Source organism: Mycobacterium sp. pR1184, from assembly GCF_041287235.1.
In the GTDB taxonomy this organism is placed as follows: Bacteria; Actinomycetota; Actinomycetes; order Mycobacteriales; family Mycobacteriaceae; genus Mycobacterium.
On record NZ_JBGGKR010000010.1, the window covers coordinates 1 to 18253 of the forward strand.

Below are 18253 nucleotides of genomic sequence, written 5' to 3' on the forward strand. Positions count from 1 at the left end.
TCGTGGATACCGGTGCCCAGCGCGGTGATGATCGCCTGGACTTCGGTGTTCTTCAACACCCGGTCGATGCGCGCCTTTTCGACGTTGATGATCTTGCCGCGCAACGGCAGGATCGCCTGAAACATCGAGTCACGGCCAGACTTCGCCGAACCGCCGGCCGAATCACCCTCCACCACATACAGTTCCGACTTACGCGGATCCGTCGAACGGCAATCGGCCAACTTACCCGGCAACCCACCCAGATCAGTAGCACTCTTACGACGCACCAACTCACGCGCCTTACGCGCCGCAATACGGGCTTGCGCCGACGAAACCGCCTTATTCACAACGGTTTTCGCCTCAGAGGGGTTGGCTTCGAACCAGTGCGTGAGTTGTTCGTTGCAGACCCGCTGCACGAAAGACTTCACCTCGGTGTTGCCGAGTTTGGTTTTGGTCTGGCCCTCGAACTCCGGCTCGCTGACCTTCACCGAGATCACCGCGGCCAGGCCCTCACGGATGTCATCCCCGGTGAGGTTGGCGTCTTTTTCCTTCAGCAGCTTCTTGTCTTTGGCGTACTTGTTCACCACCGACGTCAACGCACTGCGGAAACCCTCCTCATGCGTGCCACCCTCATGGGTGTTGATCGTATTGGCGAAGGTGTGCACCGACTCGGAGTAACCGCCGTTCCACTGCATGGCGATCTCGACCTCGTGACCGGGCCCCTTGCCGTCGAAATCGATGACGCTCTGCTGGATCGGGCTCTTGGTGCGATTGATGTGCTTGACGAAATCGACCAGACCGCCCGGGTAGTGAAACGTCCGGTGCTTGACCTTGTGCGGGGCACTGGACTCGGCGGCTTTTTCCTCGGCGGACTTGGGTGCGTCCGCGGTGTCGCTGACGACGTCGTCGACAACCTCTTCGCGGGTCACGCGCTCGTCGGTGAGGTTGATCGTCAAACCCTTGTTGAGGAATGCCATTTCCTGCAGTCGGCGGGCCACCGTCTCGAAGTCGTAGTCGGTGGTTTCGAAGATGTCGGGGTCGGCCCAGAATCTGATCGTGGTGCCGGTCTTCTTGGTGGCCTCGCCCTGTTTGAGGGTTCCGGGCACCGCCCGCTCGTAGTACTGCGACCACTCATGGCCGTCGCGGGAGATCTCGACCTCGAGCCGCGTCGACAGTGCGTTGACCACCGACACACCGACGCCGTGCAAACCACCACTGACGTTGTAACCGCTGTTCTCGCCACCGAACTTGCCGCCGGCGTGCAGTTGCGTCATGACGACGTCGACGGTCGGCGCGCCGGTGGCGTGCATGGCCACGGGGATGCCGCGCCCGTTGTCGGCGACCTCGACGCTGCCGTCATCGAGGATGCGCACGTCGACCTGGTTGGCGTAGCCGGCCATCGCCTCGTCGACGGAGTTGTCGACCACCTCCCAAATGAGGTGGTGCAGACCTCGCTCCCCGGTGGACCCGATGTACATGCCGGGGCGTTTACGGACCGCCTCCAGCCCTTCGAGCACGGTGATCGCTGACGCGCCGTATTCGTCTTGCGCCTTCTTCTTCTGGGCAGCCACGGTCGGAATGCTCTCCTCGGGGTTTCATGCGGGCGGTTCCAGTCACCGCATCAGTCGCATCAGCCCACTCTACCGTGATCGGGGGTCTGGACCGATTTTCTGGGCGCGTTTCTACCTATCTGGACGCGCCGTGCGCTCAATTTCTCTATTGACGCCGCGTCCGGACGTGCGCGGCGGGGGTCCGTTTCGTTCTCGCGGATCTGAGAGGGCTAACCTTTACGCCTTGTTGACGCATGTCGCCGACATCGGCGCAGCCACCTGATTGTGTCAGCCGTAGGTGTCGCGCGGGCCTCGCCCGGAGATGTGTCGGGGCCCCTTGCGCCAGGACGGAGCCGCAGGCCCGGTGATCTTCAGTGCGGTCACCACACCATTGCCCACCGCCGCGGCGATCTTGGCCAACAACTGCGCCTGGATCATCCGCAATTGGGTGGCCCAGGCGGTGGATTCGGCTGTCACGCTCAGCACGCCCTCGCTCAGCGCGGTGGGGGTCGCGTGATCGGCGATCTGATGGCCCACGACCGACGCCCAGTGACCGAGCACCGTGCCTTCGGCGACGCGTCCCGACCAGCCGCGCTTTTTCGCGATTTCTCGGACAACCCTGCCCATCGGTTGCGGATCGCGAACATCGGGTCCCGGACCCGACCAGCTCCGCCGCTGCCCGGCAACCCGGCGTGGAACCGGATTGCTTGTGCGGCCGCGCCCCGCGTCCTTGCCCTGCGCCCGCGCCGCGGCGCGAGCTTCTTCGAGAGTGCGCCGCACCAAGTCGATCCCGCTGAGCCCGCTTGCTGATCCCGGCACTTCGGCCGGCGCCGCGTCCGATTCGCCGTCGATCATGGTCGCATCACCGAAACCCGGCCGCTGTCATCGTCTTGCAAGTCGATGTGCACCCGCCTAGCGTCCCAGCCTGCCGGGATATCTTCCAGTACCGCCGCGGTGACCAATACTTGTTCGGCTGATTCCGCTACCGCGGCCAGGGCGCGGCGTCGGGCGGCGTCGAGCTCGGCGAAAACGTCGTCGAGCAACAGCACCGGCTCGCTGCCGTCGTCGCGAAGTAACTCATACGCGGCCAACCGCAGCGCGATCGCAAAAGACCACGATTCACCATGGCTGGCAAAGCCTTTCGCCGGTTGATCGCCGAGACGAAGCTCCAGGTCGTCACGATGCGGGCCCACCAGACACACACCGCGTTCCAGTTCGGCGTTGCGCCGGCCCGCCAATGCGGCCAGCAGGGCGGCTTCCAGAAATTCGCGGTCGGGCCCCGCTTTTTCCTGCGCGCCGTCCAGACCCAAACCGTCCAGGCTTGTTCGGTAATTGATGCCCGCCGGCCGCGATCCCGGTGCCAGCAGCTGGTAGGCCTTCTCCACCTCCGGTGCCAGTTGATTCACCAGATCGATACGCGTGGCCATTAATTCGGCTCCGTGCTCGGCCAATCGGCTGTCCCACACGTCAAGGGTTTCCAGCGCACCGATATCGCCACGGTGCCGGGACCCGGCCAGTGACTTCAACAGTGCGGTGCGCTGCCGCAGCACCTTGTCGTAATCCGCGCGCAGCGCGGCGACCGCCGGGCGCCGCACGGTCGCCAAATCGTCGAGGTAGCGACGCCGGTCCGCGGGATCACCCCGAACCAGCGACAAGTCTTCGGGAGCAAACAACACCGCACGTAATACCCCGACCACTTCGCGGGTACTGCGCACCGGCGAGCGGTTCAACCGAGCCTTGTTCGCTCGTCCCGCGGCAATCTCCAAATCGATCGCGCATTCCCGGCCCTCGTTGACCACAATCGTCGAAACCACCGCGCGGGCGGCGCCCGCCCGGATCAACGGCGCATCGGTTCCAACGCGGTGTGATCCCAAAGTGGTCGAATACCACAGTGCCTCAACCAAATTCGTCTTCCCGAAACCATTAGGACCGACGAACACCGTCCGGCCCGGTTCGAGCTCGAGGTCGGCTTGTGCCCAGGACCGAAAATTACGCAGCCCCAAATGCCGGACGTACACCTATCCGGGCAACCGAACTGGCATCAGCAGATACACGTAATCCGTCGGCAACGCCGAGAATGGACCGGTGCCCGTGGGATGGCTGTCGTCGTCGAACGCCGGACGCAGCAACGCCGGCTTACCCGGGGTGGTGAAACCAAACGACACCCGGTCGGCCTTCACCGAGCTGAGTCCGTCGGTCAGGTAGGTCGGGTTGAAGGCGATCGTCAACGGTTCGCCGGAGAAATCGACCGCGAGTTCTTCCTCGGCGCGACCGACATCGTCGGCGCCGGCCGAGAGCCGCAACAGCCCCTCGGCGAATTCCATCCGCACCTGTGCACCCCGGTCTGCCACCAACGCAACCAGCTTGATGGCCTCGGTCAGCTCGGCAACGTTGATCGTCGCGACCGCGGTGTGCTCGGCCGGTAGCAACTGGCGAAACTTCGGGAACTCCGCATCCAGCAGTCGCGTGGTGCTGCGCTTGCCGTTGCCGCTGATTCCGAGCAACCCTTCTTTGCCAACTCCGCTGCCCGCACCCAATGACAATCGAACCTCGGAACCGTCCGTACCTGTTTTCGCGGCTTCGGCCAGCGTCTTCGCCGGCACCAGCACGGCCGCCTCGATGTCGGGCGACAACGCTGACCACGTCAGCTCACGAACCGCCAAGCGGAACCGGTCGGTCGCGGCCAAAACCACCGTCTCACCCGAGATCTCGACCCGGATGCCGGTCAACATCGGCAACGTGTCGTCCCGGCCGGCGGCGATCGCGACCTGGCTGATCGCCTCGGCGAACAAATCCGACGGCAAGCTTCCGGTCTCTTCGGGCAGCGTCGGCAGCGTCGGGTAATCCTCGACCGCCATCGTCGGCAACGAGAACTTGGCGCTGCCGCACGTCAACGCGACACGATTGCCGTCGACGTAAAAGTCGATCGGCTTGTCCGGCAACGCCCTGGTGATATCGGATAACAGCCGCCCTGACACCAAAACGCTTCCCGGAGAAGCGATTTCGGCTGCGATCTGCGCTTCGGCGGAAACTTCGTAGTCGAATCCCGAGATCGTCAAACCCTCATCGGAACCGGTGAGCAGTACACCGGAAAGAACGGGGACGGCCGGCCGGCTCGGTAGATTCTTCGCAACCCACGACACCGCGTCGGCAAAAGATTCTCGGACCAGGCGAAACTTCAGATCGGTGAGACCAGCACTTGTCGTCGCCACGTCCATAGCGTCCCTTCACCCAACCAAAGTTCGAAATCCGGTCGCTAGCTTCCTGCCCCGCTAGCGTGGGGCCCGCGACGAACACCGAGGCGAGTTACATGCCACGACGTCCACAACGGGAGTCGAATCACAACCGTAGAGCTTCTGCGCCCATCTTGAAAGCTAATCGTTAAGGCCGACAAGCCGAGTCGACGAGAGATCCGCGGGCGCTGTGCAGCGACGCGTCCCCAAAGCTGTTCTTCAAAGAAGAAACAACGGATAGATCTCAGTACCAGTATTAAGGCCTGTGCAATCTGGGGACAGGCCCGGTTCCGCGCAGCTAGCGCGGCGATCGGCTTGTGGATGACGGCGTGGGTAACTGTGTAGTCGATGTTGGGCCACTGGGGATGGGTCGCTGGTGTGCACGTCACGGTCGATTGCTGCACTGTTGTTTGGGACGCTTGTACACAACGCTGCGCACATCGTCGCGCTGTGACTGGAGTTACGGACGTGCGGGAAGTTTTTTGAAAAAAGTTTGGCGCGCGCTGGCCGAAACCGCGGAAATCAGCGCTTGGAGCGCTGTCGGATCCGAGTAGTGAGTTCTTTGACGTGATCGAACACCTCACGCCGCTCGGCCATTTCGGACAAGATTTTTCGCTGGGCGTACATGACCGTGGTGTGGTCGCGGCCGAACGCCTGGCCGATCTTGGGCAATGACAGATCGGTGAGCTCGCGGCACAGATACATCGCGATCTGGCGCGACTGAGCCAGGGCACGGGTTTTGCCGGGACCGCGCAACTCCTCGACGGTGGTGTCGAAGTATTCGGCGGTGGCGGCCATGATGGTCGCCGCACTGATTTGCATCGTGCTCGCATCGGCGATCAGGTCGCGCAGCACGATCTCGGCCAATGACTTGTCGATTGGCGTCTTGTTCAGCGAGGCGAACGCGGTGACCCGGATCAGGGCTCCCTCGAGTTCGCGAATGTTGCGCTCGATGCTGCTGGCGATGAGCTCGAGGACATCGTCGGGGACCGCAAGCCGCTCCATCTGGGCCTTCTTGCGCAGAATCGCGATGCGGGTTTCCAGTTCGGGGGGCTGGACGTCGGTGATCAGTCCCCACTCGAAGCGTGTCCGCAGCCGGTCTTCCAGTGTGGCGAGTTGTTTGGGCGGCCGGTCCGACGAGATGACGATCTGCTTGTTGGCGTTGTGCAACGTGTTGAAGGTGTGGAAGAACTCCTCCTGGATGCCTTCTTTGCCCTCGATGAACTGAATGTCATCGACCAGCAAGACGTCGACGTCGCGGTAACTGCGCTTGAACGCGACCTTGCGATCGTCGCGCAGCGAGTTGATGAAGTCGTTGGTGAACTCCTCGGTCGACACGTACTTCACGCGCATGCCGGGGAACAGTCGCTGCGCGTAATTGCCTGCGGCATGCAACAAGTGGGTCTTGCCGAGGCCGGACTCGCCCCAGATGAACAACGGGTTGTAGGCACGCGCCGGCGCTTCGGCGATGGCCAGTGCCGCGGCATGGGCGAAGCGATTGGAGGCCCCGATGACGAAAGTCTCGAAGGTGTAGCGCCGGTTGAGACTGGTCCCGCCGGCGGCCGCGGCCGAGTCGGTGCTGTGTGGACGTTCGGCGAAGTAGTTGGGCCAGCTCTGTTCGACGCCGATCGCCTCGCCGTTTTCGTCGGCCTCGTCGGCGTCACTTGACGTTTCTAGACCGATGTCGTCGGCGAACGTGTCACCCGGCGGAAAGGCTGCGTCGTCGGCGTCGTCGGAAGGCGGCGCGATACGTACCCCGAGTTGGATTTGCTGGCCGAGCCGGCGGCTGAGTGCATCGGTGATCGGGGTGCGCAGATGCCGTTCGATTTCGTTTTGCACGAAACTGCTCGGCACCGACAGCAGGGCGAATCCCTCGACGATGGTCAGCGGCTGAACAAGATTCAGCCACGCGCGTTGCTGCGGAGTCAGCGGGGTGACAAGGGTCGCGCGATTGCCGACACCGTCTGTGTCGGAATCGCCGTTGAGTTCAGAGACGACCGCATTCCACACTGTCGTGAAACCAGAACCGGAGTCATCGGTCAACGACGCATCTCCCTGGTTCTAGAACGTCCCGGGTCGAGCTACAACCACGCTTGGCGACAAAGCAACTGTCCACATAGTTATACACAGGTGTGGACAGGATAGGCGTACACGGGCCGCAACCTACCGGCGACGGCTCGCGATCCGCGGGCTGGAGACAACCCAGGTCAGGCCGTCTGCACAGCGAGTAGATCCGCCATCATGCTTCGTTGTCGAGCGCCGTTCCAACTCTGGAACAGCATTGCCCGAAGCTAACAGTTTTCCGTGCGGCTGCCAACAGTTCTGTTGCATTCCAGTCGCGTTCTTTAGAGTTCACCGGGGCGTGCTGCGGCTTGTCGATGACGTCGTGCCGATCGCCTGCGCAGACAGCCGAGATTGCAACTCGGGTAGTAGTCGGGTCGTTGGGGCAGACCAAGTTTGACCCAGGCAACGCTCGTCAGTACCCTCATACAGTCGCCCGAAAGTCGGCGATACGGCTGCGACCCGGGAGTAATTCGCCCGGGGACCGCGCCGGCCAGCAGCAAGAACCACCTTTCGACCGAGTCACGACGCATCTCGCTGAGCTGAATGTGGACGGCCGGATGGCGGGGACAAGCTTCTAGCGAGACAGAACGAGGAGAACGCCGTGGCCAAGGGCAAGCGGACTTTCCAGCCGAACAACCGGCGCCGTGCTCGTGTGCACGGCTTCCGCTTGCGGATGCGCACTCGGGCCGGGCGCGCCATCGTGTCTGGCCGGCGCCGCAAGGGTCGCCGCGCGCTATCTGCCTGATCTGACCGACAGGCGTGGTGGCGGTGCTTCCCGCGCGCAACCGCATGAGGCGGTCACGGGAATTCGACGCGACAGTGAAGAAGGGGATGCGCACCGCGCAGCCCGATCTCGTCGTCCACGTGCGCCGGGAAGACGATGACGAACCGGGTCCACGGGTGGGGTTGATCGTCGCCAAATCAGTCGGGTCGGCCGTCGACCGCCATCGGGTTTCGCGTCGGCTCCGCCACGCCGTGCGGGGGATGTTGCCCGATCTTCATCGACACGACCAGGTGGTCATCCGGGCGCTGCCGAGTAGTCGGCAGGTGTCGTCGGCTCGCTTGGAGCAGGAATTGCGTAAGGGTCTGCGGCGCGCGTTCGAACGTCCGGAGACTGACCGGTGACCGTCACGGCACCGGTCCGCTCGGGAGTGGGCAGCGCGAGCCGGACCGTGGTGCGCGGGCTGATTTTCCTGATCCAGCTGTACCGGCATATGGTTTCGCCGCTGCGACCGGCGACATGTCGCTTCATCCCGACCTGTAGTCAATACGCCGTGGATGCGCTGAGCGAATACGGGTTGATTCGCGGGAGCTGGCTGGCGGCAGCCAGGCTCGCCAAGTGCGGACCGTGGCATCGGGGAGGATGGGACCCGATACCGGAACGCGCCTGTGCACACCGGGACTGCCGGGTGGACTTTGCACACACCAGCGCCGTCGGGGACCTCCCGGCGCCGCGAGGGGAGAGTGAATCTTTTGTCGTTTGATCTGTTTAGCCTCGACTTCGTCTACTACCCCGTGTCGTGGATCATGTGGGTTTGGTACAAGCTGTTCGCCGCATTGCTGGGGCCGTCGAACTTTTTCGCCTGGGCGCTGTCGGTGATGTTCCTGGTCTTCACGTTGCGGGCGCTGCTCTACAAGCCGTTCGTGCGCCAGATCCGCACCACCCGCCAGATGCAGGAACTGCAGCCACAGATCAAGGCACTGCAGAAGAAGTACGGCAAGGATCGTCAGCGCATGGCGCTCGAGATGCAGAAGCTGCAACGCGAGCACGGGTTCAACCCGATTCTCGGCTGTTTGCCGATGCTCGCCCAGATCCCGGTGTTCCTCGGGCTGTATCACGTGTTGCGTTCCTTCAACCGCACAACGGGCGGCTTCGGCCAGCCGCAGATGTCGGTCATCCAGAACCGGTTGACGGGCAACTACGTGTTCAGCCCGACCGACGTCGGGCACTTCCTGGACGCGAATCTGTTCGGTGCGCCGATCGGTGCGTCCATGACACAGCGCACCGGGTTGGACGCCTTCATCGACTTCAGCCGCCCCTCCGTCATCTTGGTCGGTGCGCCGGTGATGTTGCTTGCCGGCGTCGCCACGTATTTCAACAGCCGCGCATCGATTGCCCGCCAAAGCGCGGAAGCCGCTGCCAATCCGCAGACCGCGATGATGAACAAACTCGCGCTGTACGTCTTCCCGCTCGGTGTCGTCGTCGGTGGCCCGTTCCTTCCGCTGGCGATCATTCTGTACTGGTTCTCGAACAACATCTGGACGTTCGGGCAGCAGCACTACGTCTTCAACATGATTGAGAAAGAGGACGAGGCCAAGAAGCAAGAGGTGCTGCAGCGCCGGGCGGCCAATGCACCGCTGCCCGGAGCCAAGCCGAAGCGCAAGGCGTCGGCGAGCGGCAACGGCTCGTCGACCGTTGACGACGGCGGCCCGACGGAGACAGATGCGTCGGGCGACGCGCCCGAAGGAAAGACAACAGCCACGGCACCCGACAAACCGGATACGACCGGCAGCACGGACGGTCCGGCCAACCGCACGCCCCGGCCTGGGGCTCGACCCAAACGCCGGAAGCGCTGACGAAAAGCGCCACAGCTTTACCGGGCCGTCTCCGGAGAGTGATCCGAATGAGACAGGGACGGACCCATGGATGAGGGAGAGAAAATGACGGACGCTGACACCACCGAACGCGAGTTGGACACCGAAGCGGCGGTCGAGGACGAGGAATCGACGGCGGCGGAGGCCAGTGCCGAGGAGGGTGACGACCTGGAGGAGCGGTTGGTCGCCGAAGGCGAGATCGCCGGCGACTACCTGGAAGAGTTGTTGGATCTGCTGGACTTCGACGGTGACATCGACCTAGACGTCGAGGGCAACCGCGCGGTCGTCAGCATCGACGGCAGCGACGACTTGAACAAGTTGGTGGGCCGCGGCGGAGAGGTGCTCGATGCACTCCAGGAACTCACCCGACTCGCAGTCCACCAGAAGACCGGGGTGCGCAGTCGGCTGATGCTCGACATCGCGAGTTGGCGCCGGCGTCGCCGCGAGGAGTTGGCCGCGCTGGGCGACAAGGTCGCACGCCGCGTGCTGGAGAGCGGCGAGCGCGAAGAACTCAAGCCGATGACCCCGTTCGAGCGAAAGATCGTCCATGACGCCGTCGCGGCGGTGGCCGGCGTCCACAGCGAGAGCGAAGGCGTAGAGCCGAGCCGCCGCGTCGTTGTCCTGCACGACTAGTCGGCACTGGATTACAGCGGTGTAGTTCACCCCGCGCAGACGATGCTGTAGGTCCGGAGACCGGAGGAATGTTTCACGTGAAACATGGCGGCGGATCCGATCGGGCGGAGGCAGGGGCTGAAGCGCGGGAGTCGGTGGAACAGGACTCGGCATCCGCCGCGTCGCTCGGCTCTGTCGTCGCCGCGGGCGCGAGTGCTGCGGCGGCTGAAATCTTCGGACCGCGTCTCGACATCGCTCAGGCCTACGCCGACATCCTCGGGACTACCGGCGTTGAACGCGGATTGCTGGGCCCCCGCGAAGTAGACCGAGTCTGGGACCGCCACCTATTAAATAGTGCCGCCGTCGCCGAATTGCTGGAGGACGGCGAGCGGCTCGTCGACATCGGCAGCGGGGCGGGACTACCGGGCATACCGTTGGCGATCGCGCGGCCCGATTTGAATATCGCGCTGCTGGAACCACTCCTGCGCCGCAGCGAGTTTCTCAAAGAGGTCGTCGCCGAACTAGGGTTAGCGGTCGAGGTGGTCCGCGGTCGGGCCGAAGAGCCAGCGGTACGTAGGCACTTCGGCGAGCGCGATGTCGCGGTCTCGCGAGCAGTCGCGGCGTTGGATAAGTTGACGAAGTGGAGCATGCCGTTGCTACGGCCGGGCGGACGCATGATTGCGATCAAGGGGGAGCGCGCTCCCGCCGAGGTCGAAGAACACCGGCGTGGGATGGCCGCGCTGGAGGCAGTTGATGTCAGGGTGGTGACATGTGGCGCGAGCTATTTGCGTCCGCCCGCAACCGTGGTGGTAGCGCAGCGCGCAACACGGTCGCGACGCGGGTCGGCACCAAGGGCGGACAGGAGAATGCGATGAGCTCGCCCGAGGATCGGTCCGCAGGCTCGGGTCCGAGCGCGGAGCACCCGCAGTTGGCGCCGGCACCGTTGGCACCGCCACTCGCGCCGGAAGACACGGCCCCACTGGCGGACGAACCGCGCAGTGGCACCACGGCGGATGTTTCACGTGAAACATCGAACGAATTCGACACCCCGATCGGTGCCGCGGCGGAACGCGCGATGCGGGTGCTGCACACGACCTACCCGCCGCTGCCACGGCCGGCACATCGCCGGGTTTTCACCATCGCTAACCAGAAGGGCGGCGTCGGCAAGACGACGACCGCCGTCAATCTCGCCGCCGCACTGGCGCTGCAAGGACTCAAGACGCTCGTCATCGATCTCGATCCGCAGGGCAATGCGAGCACGGCACTGGGCATCACGGACCGGCAATCAGGCACACCGTCGTCTTACGAAGTGCTTCTCGGTGAGGAGACGATCGAGACCGCACTGCGCCGCAGTCCGCACAGCGACCGACTGTTCTGCGTTCCGTCGACCATCGATCTGGCGGGTGCCGAGATCGAATTGGTGAGCATGGTCGCGCGCGAGAATCGATTGCGTAACGCTTTGGCGGAGCTGGACCACTTCGACTTCGACTACGTCTTCGTGGACTGCCCGCCCTCGCTCGGCCTGCTCACGATCAACGCACTCGTCGCGGCACCCGAGGTGATGATCCCGATTCAATGCGAGTACTACGCCCTTGAAGGGGTGTCACAGCTGATGCGGAACATCGAGATGGTGAAGGCGCACCTCAACCCGCAGCTGGATGTGACGACCGTGATTCTGACGATGTACGACGGCCGGACCAAGCTCGCCGATCAGGTTGCGGAGGAAGTGCGCCGCTACTTCGGCGACAAGGTGCTGCGCACCGTCATCCCGCGCAGCGTCAAGGTTTCGGAGGCGCCCGGCTACAGCATGACGATCATTGACTACGACCCCGGATCCCGCGGGGCGATGAGCTATCTCGACGCGAGCCGCGAACTCGCGCAGCGCGACTAACCACCATTCGTGAAGGGACGACAATGACGAGTGCGGGCAAAAAGAAGGGCGGGCTCGGCCGAGGTCTTGCTGCCCTGATTCCCACCGGACCCGCCGAGGGCGATGGGGGACCTGTGACCCTGGGTCCGAGGATGGGAGACGCCGCCGCCAACGTGCTGATCGGCGGGTCGGCGCCAATCGCCAACGAGATGGGCGCGGTGTATCGCGAGATCTCGCCGGCCGATATCGAGCCCAATCCCAAGCAGCCCAGGCAGGTGTTCGACGACGAGGCACTGGCCGAACTGGTGCACTCGATCCGCGAGTTCGGTCTTTTGCAGCCGATCGTGGTGCGCGCGGTCACCCCAGCACCGGGCGGTGCGCGGTACCAGATCGTGATGGGGGAGCGGCGTTGGAGGGCGGCCCAGGAGGCGCAGCTGGCCACCCTTCCCGCCATCGTGCGACAGACGACCGATGACAACCTGTTGCGCGACGCTCTTCTCGAGAACATCCACCGGGCTCAGCTGAACCCGTTGGAAGAAGCCGCGGCATACCAACAGCTGCTCGATGAGTTCGGCGTCACCCACGACGAACTGGCCTCGCGAATCGGACGATCACGGCCGTTGATCACCAACATGATCCGGTTGCTCAAATTGCCGATCGCCGTGCAGCGGCGAGTGGCCGCCGGAGTGCTGTCGGCCGGCCACGCCCGCGCGCTGCTGGCGCTGGAATCCGGGCCGGAGGCGCAGGAGGAGTTGGCGAGCCGGATCGTCGCCGAGGGTTTGTCGGTGCGCGCCACTGAGGAGGCCGTGACATTGGCCAACCGTGGTGATGCGGCGGCCCCGGCGGCGCCGCGCCGCAAGCCGATTCAGATGCCCGGTCTGCAAGACGTCGCCGAACGGCTGTCGAACGCCTTCGACACCCGGGTGACCGTCAGCCTGGGCAAGCGCAAGGGCAGGATCGTGGTGGAGTTCGCCTCGGTCGAGGATCTACAGCGGATTATCGACACCATGACCCCGCCCAAGGCATGACCCGTTACACCGTGTAATTACGTCACTGTGACACCGGGTACGTTCCGAACGCGTACCCGAAGCCCTCGAGTGCGGAGATCCGTTGTACAGCAAGCCTTTTCGAGGCGCGGTTGCTGCCGGCCGTGCGTTTCGGAGCGTTTGGGTCGCGACGCCGGAGTGGCCGGGTCAACACTGGCCCGAGAACAACAAACTCTCCTATCCTGGAGCGGTTGGTGGTGCACGTCAGCCTGGGTACAGCCGGGCTTGCGGCAATGGGCTGCGGTACGCACGGAAGCCAGGAGGCTAGTGTCTGCTCGAATCACGCCCCTGCGGCTCGAAGGCTTCGAGCAGCTGCCCAAGCATGCGCGCCGCTGTGTGTTCTGGGAGGTCGATCCCGCGACCCTCGGCGATCAGGACCACCTCGCCGACCCGGAATTCGAAAAAGAGGCATGGCTGTCGATGGTGATGCTGGAGTGGGGGTCGTGCGGTCAGGTCGCGACCGCGATTCCCGACGAACAAAGCGTCACCGATCCGCCGTGTCTGGGCTACGTGCTGTACGCGCCGCCGGGTGCGGTGCCGCGAGCGCATCGGTTCCCGACCGCTCCGGTGTCTCCGGACGCGGTCCTGCTGACCTCGATGGGTGTCGAGCTAGGGCACGCCGCCGACGACTTGCCGCATGATCTGCTGGCTCGGGTGATCGACGAGTTGATGCGCCGCGGGGTCCGCGCGCTGGAAGCCTTCGGTCGCACCCCGGCGGCGTCGGAGTTGTTGGACCCCACGCTCGCCGACCCTGACGTCCGGCCGGTGCTGGAGTCCCTCGGGGATTGTTCGGTCGACCGTTGCATCATCGATGCAGAGTTCTTGCAAGACGTGGGTTTCGTTGTGGTAGCGCCACATCCGTATTTCCCGCGGTTACGTCTCGAGCTCGACAAGGGCCTGGGGTGGAAGGCCGAGGTGGAAGCGGCCCTGGAGCGTCTACTGACAAATGCTGAGCTTCAGCAGCCGGTCGGCGCCGGGTCGTGCAACGTATTGAAGACGGCAAATACGTTGCAGCACAAGCAGAACGGTTAGGTACCGCCGAGGCGGGTCGTCCGTTCGACCGACAATTCGTGAGCAAGGAGCTCGGCGAAAGTGAAGGTGCCGGTGGGCCGGTCGTTCTTGCCGAGCAGGTAGAGCCGCTTGACGGCGGCGAGGATGCCTTCGGCCACCGCGTCGCGCGTTTGCGTCGAGAGCAGCCTGTCCCGGTCACCGGGGTTGGTGATGTAGCCGACGTCGACCTGGACGGTGGGCATCCGGGTCAGTCGCAGCAGATCCCAGGTGCGCCCATGCGTCCGGCAATCGCGTAAGCCGGTGCGGGCCACCACTTCTCGCTGGATGAAGTCGGCGAGATTGCGGCCGATGGTCGACACCGATCCGTGCGAGTTGCCGAAGTGAAACGACGCCACGCCGTTGGCAGACGTGCTGACCTGAGCTTCGCAGCGCAGGCTGATCATCAGGTCGGCACCGACGTTGTTGGCGGTAGCGGCCCGTTCGGCGTCCGACGGGCTGCGGTTGGTCGGGCGGGACAGGAAGGTCTCCATGCCGATCGCGGTCATCCGGCCTTCCAGCCGACTGGCCAAGTCCCACAAGATATCTGCTTCGCTGACCGGGCCGGCCGGGCCGTGTGCGATCAGACCATGGTCGTCACCGCCGCGACCCGGATCGATGATGATCCGCTTGCCCGAAAGTCGGGGACCGGAGCGGCGGACGAGTTCTTCTTCGCGAATGGCGTGGGGCGAACCGCCGCTGACCCGCGAACTCAGAAAGTACAAGGAACGCAGGGTTTCCGGTCCGCAAATGCCGTCCGCCGACATTCCGTACTCGCGTTGGTAGGACATCAACGCGTTGTGGGTTTGCAGGCCGAAATGTCCGTCGACCAGGCCGGTGTAGAAACCGAGATCTTGCAGCCGGGCCTGCAATGTCGCGACGTCGTCGCCGTAGAGCGGAGCGCCGAATTGGTGGTACAGCGTGCGCGCGCCGAGCCGGTAGGACGCCTCTTTGAGTGCCCGGTACGTCGCCTCGCCGACGATGCCGTCGACGAGCAGCCCACGATGCTGCTGGAAGGCGCGGACAGCCTGGTCAAGCTCGGCGTCGAACACCTCGAGGGCCACGTGCCGACCCGTCGTCAGATCTTCGCCAGCGCTGTCCAGTAGTCCTAATGCAGCCAGTGAGGCCCGGATTTCGGTCACAGCTGCGCTGCGGTCACCACAGCGCAGAGCGTCGCCGTTTTCGCGGCGCGGACTCGACATACCAAGGGCCCTCCGGGACAAACTGACAGGCTGACAAACGCACTACAGCTAACCGGTATTGTCGCAGATTCTTCTCAATTTCCGGAAAACCCCAGGCTGAACGGCGATGCGTCGGCGCAAACCGGATCGCGATCAGGTCAGGTTGGGCACCGCGTCGGAAAGCTCGCGCAGCAGCGCCGCCTTGCCCTTCGCGCCGACGATTCGCTTCACCGGCTGGCCGTCCTTGAATAGGATCATCGTGGGGATCGATACCACCTGGAAGTCACGCGCCGTCTCGGGATTCGCATCGACGTCGAGCTTGGCGACGGTGAGCTGATCCGATCGCTCGGCCGCGATCTCTTCGAGGACCGGTGCGACCATCTTGCATGGTCCGCACCACGTCGCCCAAAAGTCAACCAGCACAGGCTTATTGCTGGATAACACGTCTGCGGAGAAAGAGGCGTCAGAGACTTCCTTTGTGGCCCCGGCTTTTTCGGCGTCGCTCATCGTGGTGCTCCAATCAAATCAGTGTCGTCCGCATTTCCGGCCGCCGACTTTTCGCCGGCGGCTTCGGTCTCTTCGTGCTCGGCCAACCAGCGCTCGGCGTCAATGGCCGCCGCGCAGCCACTGCCCGCCGCGGTGACGGCTTGCCGGTAGGTGCGGTCCACCAGGTCGCCGGCCGCGAAGACACCTTCGATCGTGGTATTCGTGGTGCGCCCCTTGACAAGTACGTAGCCGTCCGGGTCGACATCGATCACGTCGCGCACCAGAACCGACCGTGGTTCATGGCCGATCGCGACGAACACACCCGTGACCGGGAGTGTGGTCTCTTCGCCAGTTATGTTGTCGCGCAACTGCAATCCCGTGACGGTTGTCTCGCCGTCCACCGCGAGCACGGTCTGGTTGGTGATGAATTTGATCTTGTCGTTGGTGCGCGCGCGCTCGAGCATGATCTTGGACGCCCGGAATTCGTCACGACGGTGCACCAGCGTCACGCTGCGCGCGAACCGGGTCAGGAACGTCGCCTCTTCCATCGCCGAGTCACCGCCGCCGATCACGGCGATGTCCTGGTCGCGGAAGAAGAACCCATCACAGGTGGCACATGCGCTGACCCCGCGGCCCAGCAACTCCTGCTCGCCGGGCACCTGCAGGTAACGCGCCGCGGCGCCCATCGCCAAGATGACGGCGCGCGCCTTGAAGGTTTCACCTTCGGCGGTCACAACGGACTTGACCGGCCCCTCCAGCGAAACAGATTCGACGTCTTCCATCCGCAGATCGGCCCCGAAGCGCAACGCCTGCTCGCGCATCTGGTCCATCAACTCCGGGCCGGTGATGCCGTCGCGGAAGCCGGGGTAGTTCTCCACTTCGGTCGTGGTCATCAGCGCGCCGCCGAACGACGTGCCTTCGAAGACCACCGGGGCCAGTTGTGCGCGCGCCGCGTAGAGGGCTGCCGTGTACCCGGCCGGACCGGAACCGATGATGATGACGTCGTGGACTTTGTCATGAGCGGTATCGGTCATGCGAGCCTTTCAGAGATACAGATTTCTCAATCGTGTCGAACGCCAGCCTAGGCGCGGGTGTTCCCGGCCGTGTCGCGCAACACGTGCCACCACCTTAAGGGCGGGGGACCTGGGTGCTGGCTAATAGCCCCGTATCGGCCGCGCTGCAGTTCAAGGCCACCGCAAAGACCGCGAGCTCGCCCGGACTGTCGGCGGGCAGCACCAGCAGCACGCCGGGGCGAGCGTTGATCTCGATCGGCCGCGCGGCGAGCACCTGCGTGGAAGCCGGGTAGCCGAGACCGCCCAGGCAGGATGCGCGCCGGCTGGGGTCGCCGAGCGGACCGTAATCGGGGGCACGGCCCAGCAGGGCCCCGATTTCGGACGCGGACAGCGGGATCGCCATCGGTGGGGTCGACACCGTGATGTGCATCGCGGTGGTCGGGGTGCTCGGGGCGGGTTCGGGCTCGTTGAGCAGCGCCGTCGTGCCGAAGCCGACCGCCGCGAGTGCCGCGCCGACACCGGCCACCCCGGCGGCGACCCGCGCAGGCCGGATGCGTGGGCGAGCGGCGTGAGTCGCCACCGTCGCCGGGGCAGCGGGGGAGACCGCCCGCAGCGCAGCGGAGATCCGGTCCGATGTCTCGGCCGGTGGTTCAGGCGCCGATTCCGGATCCGCGCCGAGGGCCGCGACATCGCGGCGCACCCGATTCAACGCCCTCAGGACCCGTTGGGCGTCCGGGTCTTGGCGTACTTGCCGGCGCAGCCGGGCGGCGGCCTCGTCGTCCAGCAGACCAGCCTGCAGGTCGGCGAGCGACTCGGCCGTCAGCGGCGGGTCCGCTCCCGCATTCCGCGGATCATGATCCGCCGGTTCGTTCTCCGCCTCGCCCATCCGCCCCAGTGTCCGTCATGCCCGGACCGGTGGTCGCGCCCGGCCCGTTAATGCTGGCCGCCGGGGCGGTCGGGGATGGTGTTGGCGCCGGCGTCCAGATAGCCGAGCAGGTGGGCCAGCCGGACCCGGGCGCGCGCGCATCTGCTTTTGACCGTGCCCTCGGCGACGCCCAGCAGCGCCGCGGTGTCGGCGATCGAATAGCCCTGCATGTCGACCGCCACGATCGTGGCGCGTTGCTCGAGCGGAAGCCGCATCAGCGCGCGTTGTACCACCATCGCGGTTTCGACCTGAGCCGTACGATCGGGCACCGGATAGATGTCCTCGAGCGGTGTGGTCCGGTGAGATTTGGTGCGCCGCAGCCGATCCAGGCAGGCGTTGACCACGATCCGGTGCAGCCAGCTGCCGACCGCGGCGTCATTCCGAAACGAGCCGGCGCCGCGGTGTGCCGACAGCATGGCGTCCTGCAGTGCGTCTTCGGCGTCCTCGGGCGTGCGAGTGGTCAGCCGGGCAAGGCGGTGCAGCTGGCGCCGGTGGCGTCCGAACAGCTCGCCGAAGGCGTAGCGGTCCCCGGCGACATGGGCGGCCAGCAGCTCGGCATCACTGCGTTCCTGCTGGATATACCCCCCGACGCCCACGGCCGGACAGTATCCAATCGGTTGCCCTGCGGCACTTCACCCGAGGGCGTGGTTGT

Annotated in this window: 19 protein-coding genes; 9 read left to right on the forward strand and 10 right to left on the reverse strand. The window is 64.7% G+C overall.

What is annotated here, in order from left to right; all coding sequences use genetic code 11:
• The 5 genes from ACAG21_RS18025 to dnaA all read right to left on the reverse strand — a co-directional run.
• The coding region (locus tag ACAG21_RS18025) for a DNA gyrase subunit B (RefSeq protein WP_370497628.1) at positions 1-1550 on the reverse strand (1550 nt) is incomplete at its 3' end.
• 267 nt (positions 1551-1817) lie between these two features.
• Complete coding sequence (locus ACAG21_RS18030; RefSeq protein WP_370497629.1) at positions 1818-2384, reverse strand: DUF721 family protein; 567 nt, start codon at positions 2382-2384, stop codon at positions 1818-1820.
• On the reverse strand, positions 2381-3547 hold the full coding sequence (gene recF, locus ACAG21_RS18035) for a DNA replication/repair protein RecF (protein ID WP_370497630.1): 1167 nt from the start codon (positions 3545-3547) through the stop codon (positions 2381-2383). The genes ACAG21_RS18030 and recF overlap by 4 nt, the downstream gene beginning before the upstream one ends.
• Positions 3548-4747: a DNA polymerase III subunit beta gene (gene dnaN / locus ACAG21_RS18040; protein ID WP_370497631.1), complete on the reverse strand. Its 1200-nt coding sequence runs from the start codon at positions 4745-4747 to the stop codon at positions 3548-3550.
• 537 nt (positions 4748-5284) lie between these two features.
• The gene (gene dnaA / locus ACAG21_RS18045; protein WP_370497632.1) at positions 5285-6805 is read right to left on the reverse strand and encodes a chromosomal replication initiator protein DnaA; all 1521 of its coding nucleotides are present in this window, start codon (positions 6803-6805) and stop codon (positions 5285-5287) included.
• A gap of 622 nt (positions 6806-7427) precedes the next feature.
• Between dnaA and rpmH the strand changes: the two genes are divergently transcribed.
• From rpmH to ACAG21_RS18090, 9 genes are all read left to right on the forward strand, one after another.
• On the forward strand, positions 7428-7571 hold the full coding sequence (gene rpmH / locus ACAG21_RS18050) for a 50S ribosomal protein L34 (protein WP_003874369.1): 144 nt from the start codon (positions 7428-7430) through the stop codon (positions 7569-7571).
• Between the two features lie 23 nt (positions 7572-7594).
• A complete protein-coding gene (gene rnpA / locus ACAG21_RS18055) occupies positions 7595-7951 on the forward strand; it encodes a ribonuclease P protein component (RefSeq protein WP_370497821.1) in 357 nt (118 codons plus the stop codon).
• On the forward strand, positions 7948-8310 hold the full coding sequence (gene yidD / locus ACAG21_RS18060) for a membrane protein insertion efficiency factor YidD (RefSeq protein WP_370497633.1): 363 nt from the start codon (positions 7948-7950) through the stop codon (positions 8308-8310). The genes rnpA and yidD overlap by 4 nt, the downstream gene beginning before the upstream one ends.
• A 43-nt stretch (positions 8311-8353) precedes the next feature.
• Positions 8354-9403 carry a membrane protein insertase YidC gene (yidC, locus tag ACAG21_RS18065; RefSeq protein ID WP_370497822.1) on the forward strand — a complete coding sequence of 350 codons (1050 nt, stop codon included), beginning with the start codon at positions 8354-8356 and terminating at the stop codon, positions 9401-9403.
• 84 nt (positions 9404-9487) lie between these two features.
• Positions 9488-10054 carry a protein jag gene (locus tag ACAG21_RS18070; RefSeq protein ID WP_370497634.1) on the forward strand — a complete coding sequence of 189 codons (567 nt, stop codon included), beginning with the start codon at positions 9488-9490 and terminating at the stop codon, positions 10052-10054.
• Between the two features lie 68 nt (positions 10055-10122).
• Positions 10123-10908, forward strand: a complete 786-nt coding sequence (gene rsmG / locus ACAG21_RS18075; RefSeq protein WP_370497635.1) for a 16S rRNA (guanine(527)-N(7))-methyltransferase RsmG — start codon at positions 10123-10125, stop codon at positions 10906-10908.
• On the forward strand, positions 10905-11924 hold the full coding sequence (locus ACAG21_RS18080) for a ParA family protein (RefSeq protein WP_370497636.1): 1020 nt from the start codon (positions 10905-10907) through the stop codon (positions 11922-11924). The genes rsmG and ACAG21_RS18080 overlap by 4 nt, the downstream gene beginning before the upstream one ends.
• 23 nt (positions 11925-11947) lie before the next feature.
• Complete coding sequence (locus tag ACAG21_RS18085) at positions 11948-12931, forward strand: ParB/RepB/Spo0J family partition protein (RefSeq protein WP_370497637.1); 984 nt, start codon at positions 11948-11950, stop codon at positions 12929-12931.
• A 285-nt stretch (positions 12932-13216) separates the two neighbouring features.
• The gene (locus ACAG21_RS18090; protein WP_370497638.1) at positions 13217-13981 is read left to right on the forward strand and encodes an acetyltransferase; all 765 of its coding nucleotides are present in this window, start codon (positions 13217-13219) and stop codon (positions 13979-13981) included.
• On the opposite strand, the gene ACAG21_RS18095 is transcribed toward ACAG21_RS18090, so the two are convergent.
• The 5 genes from ACAG21_RS18095 to sigM form a co-directional block, all read right to left on the reverse strand.
• Positions 13978-15198, reverse strand: a complete 1221-nt coding sequence (locus ACAG21_RS18095) for an N-acetylmuramoyl-L-alanine amidase (RefSeq protein ID WP_370497639.1) — start codon at positions 15196-15198, stop codon at positions 13978-13980. The two genes, ACAG21_RS18090 and ACAG21_RS18095, sit on opposite strands and share 4 nt — an antisense overlap.
• A gap of 132 nt (positions 15199-15330) precedes the next feature.
• Complete coding sequence (gene trxA / locus ACAG21_RS18100; RefSeq protein ID WP_090597962.1) at positions 15331-15684, reverse strand: thioredoxin; 354 nt, start codon at positions 15682-15684, stop codon at positions 15331-15333.
• Positions 15681-16697, reverse strand: a complete 1017-nt coding sequence (trxB, locus tag ACAG21_RS18105; RefSeq protein WP_370497640.1) for a thioredoxin-disulfide reductase — start codon at positions 16695-16697, stop codon at positions 15681-15683. Before trxB ends, trxA begins: the two co-directional genes overlap by 4 nt.
• A gap of 94 nt (positions 16698-16791) precedes the next feature.
• Positions 16792-17562, reverse strand: coding sequence for a hypothetical protein (locus ACAG21_RS18110; protein ID WP_370497641.1), 771 nt, complete (start codon positions 17560-17562; stop codon positions 16792-16794).
• 47 nt (positions 17563-17609) lie between these two features.
• The gene (gene sigM, locus ACAG21_RS18115; RefSeq protein WP_370497642.1) at positions 17610-18197 is read right to left on the reverse strand and encodes an RNA polymerase sigma factor SigM; all 588 of its coding nucleotides are present in this window, start codon (positions 18195-18197) and stop codon (positions 17610-17612) included.
• Positions 18198-18253 lie beyond the last annotated feature (56 nt).